This window comes from Allobosea sp. P1_A7, assembly GCF_056406775.1.
Genome location: NZ_JBFTZN010000294.1, coordinates 1 through 12,403, shown reverse-complemented (window position 1 = coordinate 12,403; position 12,403 = coordinate 1). Strand labels below are relative to the sequence as shown.

At 65.5% G+C, this 12,403-nt stretch carries 13 protein-coding genes and 2 pseudogenes; 8 read left to right on the top strand and 7 right to left on the bottom strand.

The window, feature by feature from the left end:
- Both AC1D34_RS31585 and AC1D34_RS31580 read right to left on the bottom strand, forming a co-directional pair.
- A partial coding sequence (locus AC1D34_RS31585) for a dihydrodipicolinate synthase family protein (protein ID WP_476826351.1) occupies positions 1-703 on the bottom strand: 703 nt, incomplete at its 3' end.
- Positions 704-743: 40 nt separating this feature from the next.
- Positions 744-2,177, bottom strand: coding sequence for an NAD-dependent succinate-semialdehyde dehydrogenase (locus tag AC1D34_RS31580; protein WP_441504851.1), 1,434 nt, complete (start codon positions 2,175-2,177; stop codon positions 744-746).
- A 291-nt stretch (positions 2,178-2,468) separates the two neighbouring features.
- Between AC1D34_RS31580 and AC1D34_RS31575 the strand changes: the two genes are divergently transcribed.
- Complete coding sequence (locus AC1D34_RS31575; RefSeq protein WP_441504556.1) at positions 2,469-3,401, top strand: LysR family transcriptional regulator; 933 nt, start codon at positions 2,469-2,471, stop codon at positions 3,399-3,401.
- Positions 3,402-3,657: 256 nt separating this feature from the next.
- Here the strand turns inward: AC1D34_RS31575 and AC1D34_RS31570 are convergent, their stop codons facing one another.
- The gene (locus tag AC1D34_RS31570; protein ID WP_441504555.1) at positions 3,658-4,551 is read right to left on the bottom strand and encodes a LysR family transcriptional regulator; all 894 of its coding nucleotides are present in this window, start codon (positions 4,549-4,551) and stop codon (positions 3,658-3,660) included.
- 126 nt (positions 4,552-4,677) lie between these two features.
- On the opposite strand from AC1D34_RS31570, the gene AC1D34_RS31565 reads away from it, so the two are divergent.
- The 5 genes and pseudogenes from AC1D34_RS31565 to AC1D34_RS31545 all read left to right on the top strand — a co-directional run bounded on the left by AC1D34_RS31565 (position 4,678) and on the right by AC1D34_RS31545 (position 8,890).
- On the top strand, positions 4,678-5,094 hold the full coding sequence (locus tag AC1D34_RS31565) for a (R)-mandelonitrile lyase (RefSeq protein WP_441504554.1): 417 nt from the start codon (positions 4,678-4,680) through the stop codon (positions 5,092-5,094).
- Positions 5,091-5,447, top strand: coding sequence for a carboxymuconolactone decarboxylase family protein (locus AC1D34_RS31560; RefSeq protein ID WP_441504553.1), 357 nt, complete (start codon positions 5,091-5,093; stop codon positions 5,445-5,447). Before AC1D34_RS31565 ends, AC1D34_RS31560 begins: the two co-directional genes overlap by 4 nt.
- Entirely contained in the window at positions 5,444-6,511 is a 1,068-nt protein-coding gene (locus tag AC1D34_RS31555) for an NAD(P)-dependent alcohol dehydrogenase (protein ID WP_476826350.1), read from the top strand. Before AC1D34_RS31560 ends, AC1D34_RS31555 begins: the two co-directional genes overlap by 4 nt.
- Before the next feature lie 101 nt (positions 6,512-6,612).
- A pseudogene (locus AC1D34_RS31550) lies at positions 6,613-7,243 on the top strand (dihydrofolate reductase family protein).
- An 864-nt stretch (positions 7,244-8,107) separates the two neighbouring features.
- The gene (locus AC1D34_RS31545; RefSeq protein ID WP_476826349.1) at positions 8,108-8,890 is read left to right on the top strand and encodes a DUF4344 domain-containing metallopeptidase; all 783 of its coding nucleotides are present in this window, start codon (positions 8,108-8,110) and stop codon (positions 8,888-8,890) included.
- Positions 8,891-9,087: 197 nt separating this feature from the next.
- Here the strand turns inward: AC1D34_RS31545 and AC1D34_RS31540 are convergent, their stop codons facing one another.
- Positions 9,088-9,213, bottom strand: coding sequence for a hypothetical protein (locus AC1D34_RS31540; RefSeq protein ID WP_441504549.1), 126 nt, complete (start codon positions 9,211-9,213; stop codon positions 9,088-9,090).
- Positions 9,214-9,535: 322 nt separating this feature from the next.
- On the opposite strand from AC1D34_RS31540, the gene AC1D34_RS31535 reads away from it, so the two are divergent.
- A complete protein-coding gene (locus AC1D34_RS31535) occupies positions 9,536-10,210 on the top strand; it encodes a LuxR C-terminal-related transcriptional regulator (RefSeq protein WP_441504548.1) in 675 nt (224 codons plus the stop codon).
- Here AC1D34_RS31535 and AC1D34_RS31530 read toward each other — a convergent pair.
- From AC1D34_RS31530 to AC1D34_RS31520, 3 genes and pseudogenes are all read right to left on the bottom strand, one after another.
- Positions 10,207-10,419 carry an MFS transporter gene (locus AC1D34_RS31530; protein ID WP_441504850.1) on the bottom strand — a complete coding sequence of 71 codons (213 nt, stop codon included), beginning with the start codon at positions 10,417-10,419 and terminating at the stop codon, positions 10,207-10,209. The genes AC1D34_RS31535 and AC1D34_RS31530 overlap by 4 nt on opposite strands.
- A gap of 23 nt (positions 10,420-10,442) precedes the next feature.
- Positions 10,443-10,634, bottom strand: coding sequence for a hypothetical protein (locus AC1D34_RS31525; RefSeq protein WP_476826348.1), 192 nt, complete (start codon positions 10,632-10,634; stop codon positions 10,443-10,445).
- Positions 10,635-10,666: 32 nt separating this feature from the next.
- Positions 10,667-11,657: pseudogene (locus AC1D34_RS31520) on the bottom strand (aldo/keto reductase).
- 319 nt (positions 11,658-11,976) lie between these two features.
- Between AC1D34_RS31520 and AC1D34_RS31515 the strand changes: the two are divergent.
- On the top strand, positions 11,977-12,309 hold the full coding sequence (locus AC1D34_RS31515) for a hypothetical protein (protein ID WP_441504546.1): 333 nt from the start codon (positions 11,977-11,979) through the stop codon (positions 12,307-12,309).
- The last annotated feature ends 94 nt before the right edge of the window (positions 12,310-12,403 follow it).

Here is a 12,403-nt window from a genome sequence, read left to right as displayed (position 1 = left end):
TCCGCAGATCATGCGGCGTCTGGATCAGGCAGGGCGGCGAGGAGCAGAGATAGAGCTGCCAGCCGAGCTCGAGAATGTTGTCGAGCCATTCCTCCTCGGAGGCGCTGCTGACCAGGATGCGATCGCCGGCGAGCCTGGTAAGCTCGGCATACATCGGGCGCGGCACACTGTACTTGATCGCGACGACGTTCTCGATGTCGGCCAGCCGGTTGCAGAGCTGTGGCGAGAGCAGGTAGCCGCTGTCGGGATGGCTCCACAGCGCAATCCCGATATCGACCTTCTCGGCAATCGTCCGGTAGTATTCGTAGACCGTCTCCTCCTGCGCCTTGAAGAAATGCAGGACCGGGGCGTGGATGACGATGTAGTCGGCGCCGACCTTCTGCGCATGCCGGGCGAGATCGATCACCACATCCATGTTCTGGTCCGAACAGGACATGATCGTCGCGGCCCGGCCGGCCGCGGCCGCGACGGCGATCTCGAAGCTGAGCTTGCGCTCCTCGAGCGACATCGAGAAGAACTCGCCCTGCTTGCCGGCGATGAACAGGCCGTCGATGCCGAGCTGATCGGTCCAGTGCCGGATATTCGTGCTGAAGCCGTCCCGGTCGATCGCGAGATCGCGGGTGAACGGCGTCAGCGCGGCAGCCCAGATGCCTTTCATATTGGCGCGGGCATAGGCCTTTGCGTCTTTCTTYGAATATTTCATGYCGATGCTCCTGTTGCGGCCCCGCCGTCAGAGACCGCGTTCAGATGCTCATGCGGTGCGAGACGTTCTTGATGACGGTGTAATGCGATAGCCCCTCGGCCCCGCCCTCGCGGCCGTAGCCGCTGTCCTTCACGCCCCCGAACGGCGTCTCCGCGACGGAGGCCTCGAGGGTATTGATCGAGAGGTTGCCGGCCTCGATCCTTTCCGCCAGCCGGTCCGCATTGCTTGCGGCATGCGTGAACGCATAGGCGGCGAGCCCGAAGCGCAGGGCATTGGCCTTCTCGATCGCCTCGTCGAGGGACGAGACCGGGTTGATCAGCGCCAGCGGGCCGAACGGCTCCTCTCGCATGGCGCGCGCGTCATCGGGAACATCGGCTATGACGGTGACCGGGAAGAAGTAGCCGCGGTTGCCCAGCCGTTCGCCGCCGGCCAGCACGCGCCCTCCCTTGGCCCGTGCATCGGCGACCAGCGTCTCGAGCGCCTCGATGCGGCGGGAATTGGCGACGGGGCCCATCTCTGTCGACGGGTCCAGGCCATTGCCGATGGTCACCGCGCGGGCCTTCTCGGCGAAGGTCCGGGCGAAGGTGGCGTAGATGCTTTTGTGAACGAAGAAGCGTGTCGGAGAGGTGCAGACCTGTCCGGCATTGCGCGACTTGCGCTGCGCGGAGGCGATGGCGGCGGCCACCGGGTCGACGTCGTCGCAAACGATGACCGGGGCGTGGCCGCCAAGCTCCATGAGCACGGGCTTCATATGGCGCGCCGCCAGAGTCGTCAGGTGCTTGCCGACTGCGGTCGAACCGGTGAAGGCGATCAGGCGGGTCTGCTCCTGGGGAATGAGATAGTCGGACACCTCCGACGGAATGCCGAAGACGAGGTTGAGCACGCCGGCCGGCAGCCCGGCATCGTGAAAGGCCCGGGCAATATGGATGGCGCCGGCAGGCGTCTCCTCGGCAGCCTTGAGAATGATCGAGCAGCCGGCCGCCAACGCGCCGGCGATCTTCCGGGAGGGCTGGCTCATCGGGAAGTTCCACGGCGAGAAAGCCGCCACCATCCCGATCGGCTGATGCATGACGATGTATTTGATGCCGGGCTCGCTGGGGATGACGCGGCCATAGAGGCGTTGGCCCTCGGCGGCATCCCATTCGAAGAACTCGCAGCCCCGGATCACTTCCAGGCGGGCCTGTCCAATTGGCTTTCCGTGTTCCAGCGTGATCGAGAAGGCGATCTCTTCGATGCGCTCACGCATGAGGGCGGCGGCCTTGAGGATGATCTCGCCGCGCCGGCGCGGCGATGTCCGGCTCCAGATCATGAACCCGTCGGCCGACGCGGACAGTGCGGCGTCCAGATCCGACCGCGTCGCGAGCGGGACCATGCCGATGACGCTCTCGTCGACGGGGTTCAGGACCGGCTGCCCATTCGAGGCGCTCTTCCATGCGCCGCCGATATACATCTGAAGGTCAGGGTAGCAGTTCATCATGAGCCTCGAATGGACGGTGCCGGCGGGAGCACAGCGCTTGCGATCGACGAGCATCCGGCTTCGCTCCGCGAGGGGCACGATGGCCCGTGCGGCGCGCTGCCAGGCCCGTTGCCATCCTGCAGCGCGGGACGCTCCTTGACCTGAAGCCCTGCCATCCCCGGCCATCTCCAGGGCCGGGCCCGCCCGATGCGTGACCCCCGCCTTGACCAGGATCATCGATTGGGATGGGCTATACGGCAATTCTACATATTTGTATGAATTCAGATGATTTGCTTATGAGTGTCTGCCATGACCGTCTCGCTTCGACAGATCCAGGCCTTTCTCGCCGTGGCGGAATGCGGCACCTTCACCAAGGCTGCGGAACGGCTGCACATGGCTCAGCCCGCACTCTCGCAGCTCGTGCGTGAGCTGGAGCGGGAACTCGGCCTGCGCCTGTTCGACCGGACGACGCGACGCGTCGAATTGACCGAGGGCGGGCGCGAGTTCCAGGGCGCGTCGGCCAAGATCATGCACGACCTGGATCTGGCCGTGCGCAATGCCAATAATCTCGCAGAAAGACGGCGTGGCCGGATTGTCGTCGCCGCTCCCCCCTTGCTGGCGGCCGTCCTGCTGCCGATGGCCATCGTCGAGCTCGGTCAGCGCTATCCCGGCATCGAGGTCGCCATCATCGACGCGCGGACCGATGCGATCGTCGAGGAGGTCAGGCTTGGCCGGGCAGATTGCGGGCTGGGCACGTTCTCGGCGATCGAGGACGGCATCGAACGCATGCCGCTGGCGCGGGACAGTCTCATGCTGTTCTGTGCCCGGACGCATCCCTTCGCCACGCGCTCCTCGCTGCCATGGGCCGATCTGGCCGGGCAGCCTCTGATCACCCTGACCAGGGACAGCGGTATCAGGCTGCTGGTCGAGGTCGGCTATGAGACCGCGGAAGTGCCGTTGCGACCGCTCTACGCGGTCTCGCAGATCACCACGGCATTGGCGCTGGTCGAGGCCGGTCTCGGCATCGCGGTGCTCCCGACCTATGCGCTGGCCATGACCCCACATCGCCCGATCGCCGCCCGACCCCTGGTCGAGCCGACGATCGCACGCGACGTCGTCATGATCCGGCCCAGCGGCCGTTCGCCGTCGCCCGCCGTCCTGGCTTTCGAGAGCATTCTGCGCGGCTCGATCCGGCGACTGGGCGAACTGGACTGGAGCATGTCGAGCGAGGCGGGGATGTGACGGGCACGGAGCCTACGGCCGTCAGACGACGCAGACTCGCCCCACGGCCTGCAGCGCGGCTTCCGCTCGATCTCGACTGTGCTTCCTCCGAGCGCGGGCACCAGGCCGGGGGGAGATCCGCTAGCAGCTGGCCATGGCAGTCCGGCTGTCCGCGCCGAATGATCGCTCTGGGGAAAGCGGCCGACGAGGAAGGGCGACTATTCTCGGACGCTGCTCTCATCATCCGGCAGTATTCGCCGGGGCGGTCAGACCTGCCTCACGTGTGATACCTCAAAGCCTCGACGAGCAGCGCAAAGGCCGCCGATGGCTGGCGCCGGCTGGGGTAATACAGGTGGTAGCCGGAAAAGGGCGGGCACCAGTCCTCCAGCACGCGGACCAGGCTGCCCCGGGCAAGCTGCTCCGCCACATGGTCCTCCATCACGAAGCCGAGCCCGAAGCCGGCCTCGGCGGCGCGCGCGATCATACTGACATTGTTGAAGGCGAGCCGACCCTCCACCCGGACGCGGACTTCGCGTCCATCCCGCTCCAGCTCCCAGGCGTAGAGGCCGCCGCCGCTCAACAGGCGCAGGTTGATGCAGCTGTGCTCGGCGAGGTCATGCGGGGTCAGGGGAATGGAGCGGGTGGCGAGATAGCCGGGCGATCCGACCACCACCATGCGCAGATCCGGCCCGATCCGGACCGCTACCATGTCCTTGGCGAGCGCTTCGCCGAGCCGGACGCCGGCGTCGAAGCGCTCGGTGACGATGTCGGTCAGGCTGGAATCGATGCTGAGCTCGACATGGATGTCGGGGTAATGCGGCAGGAACCGCTCCAGAGCCGGCCAGAGCACGGTCGTCGCCGCGTGCTCCGAGGTCGTGATGCGGATCGTCCCGGCCGGCTTCTCGCGCAACTCGTTGAGGGAGGCCAGTTCCGAGCCGATGCTCTCCAGAGCCGGGCGCAGCGTGCCGAGCAGCCGCTCCCCGGCCGCGGTCGGCGCGACGCTGCGGGTGGTGCGGGTCAGCAGGCGCACGCCCAGCCTGGTCTCGAGCCGGCGGATCGTATGGCTCAGCGAGGATTGCGAGGTGCCGAGCTTGGCGGCCGCGCGCGTGAAACTCTGCTCCTCGGCGACCGTCAGGAAGGCATTGAGATCGACCAGTTCCTCGCGCCGCATTCATGAACTCCCGATAYGGCTTCATGCGGTTTCTATCGCCTAATCCAATGAATGTCGCGCGGCTACAGTGCTTGGGAGGGGCGGGAGTCTGTCCGGCTCCAGGCACGAGGACGTGAGGAAACGTGGATGGACATCAAGCGAAGCGGGGCGCAGCCTTCTGCAAAGGGGCCGGCCGAGTATTTCACGGGCACGGTCAGGATCGATGCGCCCTTTGCCGGCGGCGCCGCCCTGAGCGGCGCGACCGTCACCTTCGAACCCGGAGCGCGGACGGCCTGGCACACCCATCCGCTCGGCCAGACCCTTCTGGTGCTCTCGGGGCTGGGCCGGGTGCAGCGCGAGGGCGGTCCGGTCGAGGAGATCCGGCCCGGCGACATCGTCTGGTTCGAACCGGGCGAGAAACACTGGCACGGCGCCGCGCCGGACTGCGCCATGGCGCATGTCGCCATTGCCGCGATGAAGGATGGTTCGGTGGTGACCTGGATGGAGAAGGTCGTGGACCAGGATTATCTCTGGCAGGTTCATCGCGGAGAGGTGCAGGGATGACGGATGATCGCAGCCCTGCGCAAAAGGCCTATGGCGATGTCGCTCCGGCCCTTGCCGGTTTGGGCGATCGCGTCCTGTTCGGCGAGGTCTGGGAGCGCCCCGGCCTGTCGAAGTGCGACCGCAGCCGGATCACCGTCGCGAGCCTGGTTGCGCTCAACCGCACGAACGAACCGCCCGGCCATGTCCGGCGCGCGCTCGACAATGGCGTGACGGCGGACGAGCTGACCGAGCTCGTCACCCATCTTGCCCTCTCAGCGGGCTGGCCGACCGCCAATTCCGCCATTCCTGTGCTGCGCCAGGCCCTCGATGAGGCCGGCGCTTCAACGACCATCAGGACGGGAGACCTGGCATGAAGACCATTGGCTATGCCGCCCGGTCGGCCGCTTCGCCGCTCGCCCCCTTCGATGTCACGCGGCGGGAGCTTCGGCCGAACGATGTTGCGATGGAGGTGCTCTATTGCGGCGTCTGCCACACCGATCTGCACCAGGCCCGCAACGACTGGGGCTGGAGCCAGTATCCCATGGTGCCGGGCCATGAGATCGTCGGCCGGGTGACCGCGGTCGGCCGCGATGTCCGCCGCTACAAGGCCGGCGATCATGTCGCCGTCGGCTGCATGGTCGATTCCTGCCAGGCCTGCGACCAGTGCCGCAAGGGGCTGGAACAGCTCTGCCGCAAGGGCAATGTCCAGACCTATAACGACAAGGAGCGCTTCTCCTGCGAGCCGGCCGAGCCGACCTATGGCGGCTATTCCAAGCACCTCGTGGTGCGCGAGGAGTTTGCGCTGCGCGTGCCCGACGGGCTCGATCTCGCCAAGGTCGCGCCGCTGCTCTGCGCTGGCATCACCACCTATTCGCCGCTGCGCACCTGGAATGTCGGACCGGGCAGCCGCGTCGGCGTGGTTGGTCTCGGCGGCCTCGGCCATATGGCGGTGAAGCTCGCGGCTGCGCTCGGCGCCGATGTCACGGTGATGAGCCGTACGGCAGACAAGCAGGCCGATGCGCTGGCGCTCGGCGCCGACCGGCTGCTGGTCTCCAGCGATGCCGAGGCCATGGCCAGGGCCGCAAACGGCTTTGACCTGATCATCGATACCGTTCCGGTCAGGCACGACATCAACCCCTATCTCTCGCTGCTCGATGTCGATGCGACGCTCGTCCTGGTCGGCCAGGTCGGGCCGCTCGCGGAGCCCTCGACCGTGCCGCTGCTGCTCGGCCGCCGGCGTATCGCCGGCTCGCCGATCGGCGGCATCGCCGAGACGCAGGAGATGCTGGATTTCTGCGCCAAGAAGGGGGTTCATCCCGATGTGGAGATGATCCGCATGGACGAGATCAACGACGCCTTCCTGCGGCTCGAGCGCGCCGATGTGCGCTACCGCTTCGTCATCGACATGGCCTCGCTGGTTCCAGCGCAGGYGGGGTAGGGCGCGCGGGTCGGATCAAGATCATGGCCGCGCCATCGCGCATGGTGGTGCCATTCCGAAGGGCGGTGCCATTCCGTGCGAGCGCCTTGGGGGAGCAAGCCATGAGACCCATCGTCATCTGCCACATGCTCTCGTCGCTGGACGGCAGCCTCCATCCGAGCCGCTTCACCTGGAGCCCCGATGGCAGCAAGGCCGAATGGTCCAGGCTCTATGAAGAGGTCCATGAGGGGCTCGAGCCCGACGCCTGGCTCGTCGGCCGGGTAACGATGGCCGAGATCAGCAAGGTCGGTCCGCACGCACCGGCCCAGGTCGGCCCGGTCGAGCGGCCCTGCCATTTCGCGGTCCGTGAAGCCGAGTGCTTTGCGATAGCGCTCGATCCATCCGGCAAACTCCACTTTGCCGGGCCGAAGATCGGCGGCGACCCTGTCGTGGTGCTGCTCGGCCCTGGGGTTGCAGACAGTCATCTCGCCGAACTCGCCGCGGACGGTGTCTCCTATATCGTCGCCGAAACCGCGAAGATCGATCTGGCCGCCATGCTGGATGTCCTCGGCCACGAGCTCGGCATCCACCGGCTGCTGCTCGAGGGCGGCGCCGGTATCAACGGCTCTTTCTTCGCCGCAAGCCTGGGCCGGAGAAGACGGCCTCGACGGCGATGTGCAGCTCTCCTTCAAGAGCTGCGAACCGCTGGCGCATGGCATCCTGCATCTGCGCTACATCGTGGCGCCCCGCTGAGGCCCGGACGCTGCGCCAAGAAGGGTGTTCATCCCGATGTCGAGATGATCGGCATGGACGAGATCAACGACGCCTTCGAGCGGCTCGAGCGTAGCGATGTGCGCTGTCGCAGCGTCATCGACATGGCCTTGCTGGTCCAGCGGCAGGGGCGCAGGGACGCGTGCCCAGGATCATGGCCGCGTCATTCCACATGGCGCGGCCAGTCCTGGCGATGCAACCACTTGTGTCGCTCCGCCTTTGCGGTGCCGGCGTCAGCGCCCGACCGAGGGCAGCCGCGGCCTCGCAACCGATGCCGATCTGGGAGGCGAGGACGCGACGATCCGGTCCGATGCCTCGAGCGCAGCGATCACGCTGGGCTGAATGTAGCTCCGCAAGTCCTGTCGCCAGGTTTCGGTCATCTTGTCCCAATGAAACTGATGATGGTTTCGTACGGATTCATGCAATGCCCGGGCGGCCGCCTCGACGGCCGCCGCGACGCGTCTCTGGTCCATCTCATACCCCCTGCAACCCACCCCATGAGTATGGGCAGATCATCGCGGGGGCGGGAAGGTCCGGTCTATGAGGCGAAGGACACATTACGGTTATTCCGGCTCTCGTATCCTCCATTGCCAACGCGCGGCGATGCCGGGCAAGGCCGAGGTGCCGTCCCGATCGAAACCCGGTCATCCCATCCGAAGTCTCAGCCGACCTGCCACGGCGCAGACGCTCTCCCGCAAGCACTCCTTCTGGGTTAGGCTGGCATCTACCTGATCGGTCGCATCAGGAAGGGGAGCCGCCATGAGGCCAGCCTCCAGACTGTCATTCGGCGTGTGCGCTTTCGGCTTGGCTTTGAGCGTGACCGGAGCGGCATCCGCGCAGCCCGCCGTGCCGGCGCCTGTCGTCACCATCACCTACGAGGCGCCGAAGAACCCGGCGCATCAGCCCGTCCTCGATCTCCTGCGTGAAAAGCAGGCACTCGAGAAGGCGGCCGAATTCTACCGGCTTTTCCGGCTGCCGAGGCCATTGACGCTGAAGGCGAAGGGCTGCGACGGCGAGATCGATGCCTGGTTCGAGAATGACGAGATCACGATCTGCTACGAGTATGTCGCGTATGTCCTCGACATCGCGCGGGGTCCCAAGCGGCCCGATTGGGTGAGTGAGAACGATGCTCTTGTCGGGCCGGTCATCGACCTGTTTCTTCACGAAGGCGGGCACGCGATCTTCGACTATCTCAAGATTCCGGTGCTGGGGAATGAGGAGGACGCCGCCGATTTCGTTGCGTCCTACATGGAGCTCAACCTTTACAAGGCTGATGCCTACGGCCTGATCGCCGGCATCGTCTATTGCTACCTCAACGAGGCGGGCGTCCACAGCTTCAAGAAGCTCAAGCGGATGCCGGGCGGCCMGGTCGACGGGCAGACATTCGCCGATGCTCACAGCACTCCGCTGCAGCGCATGTACAACGTGCTTTGCCTCGCCTATGGCTCCGACCCCGTCCGCTACAAGGCGCTGGTCGACAAGGGCGTGCTGCCGGCCGAACGCGCCAGTGGCTGCAAGGTCGAATATGAACAGGTCGACCACGCCTTCAAGACGCTGCTCGTCCCGCATCTTGACCAGGCGGCGCTGGCCCGGCTGTATCCGCAGGTGAATTCCGCCGCGCCGAAATAGAGTGTCTGTCTGCAGAWGGTGAAGCCCGGCTTGGCTCTCGGGACCCTATCATCGGGCTCACCAGGCGCGCGGCCTCGCGCACCCGTCGCCGAGACATCGAGGGATAGAATTCAGGCAAGCAGAGCAAAGCAGGCAAGTATTGTGAGAAGAGAACGGCCAGTTGAACCGGCCGTTCTCTGACATATTGGCTTGGGGCGTCAGCCCTTGGTGACGATGGGCGTTGCCGCTGGCGCGGGCGGGGGTGCTTTGCCCTTGCCGTAATAGGCGCATCCGCCGACGCCAGACAACGCCACTGAAATAGCCAGGATCAGGAGTGTTTTCATTGCGCAGCCCTCGTTGAGTAGGTCCCCACCCCGTCATCATAGTACAGATTGGCGACTAAATCCCGATGAATCCTCGCCTCGAAGTTTATCCCGGCGCAAACTGATGGTGTGATCGTTGCCCTGACCATCGCAGCGCCGGGGCAGCAGGGCGGCAAATCGCGGAGCCATGGTCGAACCCCTGCCAGCCCGGCCTTCCTGCTCCGCTTCCGGCCCATGATGGTTCGAGAATGTTTCGATTTTTTTAGCATTTACAAAGAGCGTTGACTAAGCAACCATTCGCTCGGCCTGGGGAGGTGAAGTACGGTACAGAGGTTCTGGGATCATGCCGGACCGCTCGGTTGCGATCGTCGACGACCACCCCTTGTTGATGGAGGGGATCGGAGCACTGCTCAAACGATGGGGCGGTTTCGCGCTCACCGCGACCGGGAACATCGCGGAGGATATCGTCTCGATCGTCAGGACGCACCGCCCCGGTGAGATGATCGTCGATCTCAATATGGTGGGGGATGTCTTCCAGGCGATTGCGGACGCGCTGAAGATCGCTCCCGAGACAAAGATCATCGTGTTCACAGCCTCGACAAGCCCCGATGATGCGATCAGGGCCCTGGATGCCGGAGCAAGGGGCTATGTCCTGAAAGGCAGCCCCGGCGAGGATCTGTTCCAGGCGCTTCAGGCCGCGCAGCACGGCGATGTCTATGTCACACCCGCCTTCGCGACCAAGGTGATCGGTGCCTTGCAGGACAAGGCGGTCGAACGCCAGAAGGCGATCAGCAACAGGCTCAGCGTCCGCGAGGAGCAGATCGTCAAATTGCTGCTGCTTGGGAAACGCAACAGCGAGATTGCCCGCGAGCTGTCGCTCAGCGACAAGACCATCAAGGGCTACATGACCAACCTGATGGCCAAGCTGAACGTGCGCAACCGCCTCGAGGTGGTGCTCGCCGCGCAAAGGCTCTATCCGCCGATGACCATCGCGACGGTCACAAGGCTCCACTCCTAAGGGAAGCCTGATCTCATCTGCTTGCCCGAGATGATGGCGCCGACGGCCTGGACGATGCGCCAGCCGATCATCGCTCCGGCGCTGCCCGCGAATGCGCAACCGGCCGAGCCGATGACGAAGAGCACGAGGCCGATCGCCACCGGCCGGCACCGGCCATAGCGGTCGCTGATCGGGCCCCAGAACAGCTGGCCGAGGCTGAAGCCGGTCAGGAAACCCGAGACCGTGAGCTCGATCAGCCCGGTATCGGCGCGAAGAGCGCGTGCGCCATCTCCGGCAAGGCGGGCAGATAGAGGTCGGTCGAGATCGACGCGAAACCTATCAGCACGCTGAGCACGCCGAGCACCCGCCAGGGCTGGCCGGCCGCATCAGGGCGCGACCGGGCGGCGGCGCAGGCCAGCGCCTTGGCTTCGATGTCGTTGCTCATGGGCCAGTTCCGTACGGTTGACCTGCCGGCGCTCAAAGGCCGGTGGTCGCGAGCAATTGCGCGGGATAGCGCTCGCCCTCGATCGCGATCGCCGCCGCAGCCTGCTCGATCTCGGCAAGATCGGCGGCGGTGAGCTCGACCGCGACGGCGCCAAGGTTCTCCTCGAGGCGATGAAGCTTGGTCGTTCCGGGGATCGGCACGATCCAGGGCTTCTGGGCGAGCAGCCAGGCGAGCGCGATCTGCGCCGGCTTCGCGCCCTTCTCGGTGGCGATGCGCTGGAGGAGATCGACCAAGGCCTGGTTCTTCGCCATGGCTTCGGGAGTGAAACGCGGCAGGATGCTGCGGAAATCGCCCTCGCCGAGCTTGGTGTCCTTGCTCATCGCGCCGGTGAGAAAACCCTTGCCGAGCGGGCTGTAGGGCACGAGGCCGATGCCCAGTTCCTCGCAGGTTTCCAGGATGCCATTGCTCTCGACGCCGCGCGTCCACAGCGAATACTCGTTCTGCAGGGCGGTGATCGGCTGCACGGCATGGGCGCGGCGTGCTGTCTTCGCGCCGGGTTCGGAGAGCCCGAAATGCCTGACCTTGCCGGCCGCGATCAGGTCCTTGACGGCGCCGGCGACATCCTCGATCGGCACGCCGGGGGTCGACACGGTGCTGGTAGAACAGGTCGATGACATCGACGCCGAGCCGCTTGAGGGAGGCATCCGCGACCGCCTTGATCTGCGCGGGCCGGCTGTTCAGGCCGGACTGCTTGCCCTCGACGAAGTTGAAGCCGAACTTGGTGGCGATCACCACCTGGTCACGGACCGGTCGTAGYGCTTCCCCGACCATCTCCTCATTGGTGTAGGGGCCATAGACTTCGGCCGTATCGAAGAAGGTGACGCCGCGCTCCACCGCCTGGCGGATCAGCGTGACGCCCTCCTGCCTGCTGAGCCTGTTGGCATAGCCGAAATCCAGCCCCATGCAGCCATAACCGAGGGCCGACACCGCTAGGCCATTCTGTCCAAGAAGACGTGACTTCATCGCCTGTTCTCCGGGGTTCAAAGGGCGTTCTCTCGCCGTGCTGCCGAAGATAGGGGAGGCGCCATCGATCAATTAGACGGCATAGACCGCATGAAGTCATATCCGTAGTTCATGAGTAAGCCTGAGCCGTGGCGTGCTAAACTGGCGCGTTCGTCACGCGCCGTACCTTTCGGGAGCGGCGAGTGCGCCGCTGGTGGAKGTCTGCTCCGGGGCGAAACTCAAACCCAGATGGCCGCTCCGGCAATCTGCTGGGAGTGGCAGCTGGATTCGACACGGCGTCTCGCTCGGTGCGATCATTGCCCGCAACCGGGAGGGAACCATGCACGGCGGTCCCCATGGCCAAGAGGCCTTCATCAACACGCTGGCAGCGTCGCTGGCCGGTGCCGCGAGCCTCGCCAGGAACGCCCTGGTCGAGATCGCCATTCTGGGCGGGCCGGAGCGTCTCGATGCCCTGGAGCAGCGGTTTCTGAACGACGCCAAGAACGCAACGATTGAAGGCGTCTCCATCGAAGAGGATGCTCGTCTGCTCAACGATATCGTCGCGACGGTCGGGATGATCTTTGCGCAGGCTCGGGAGGCCGTGGCCGAGCGCCTTGGCGATCAGCCGCGGCGAGGCGGCGAGGGGCCGAACCCCAATGGCGGGGAGCCTTAGGGCGCCGGCCCGAAAAGCGGATTGCGGCTTTTGCGGGCAGCCGATGCAGAGGCAGAAGGCTGTCGCCTGCCACTGATCCTCGATATCTCCGGGG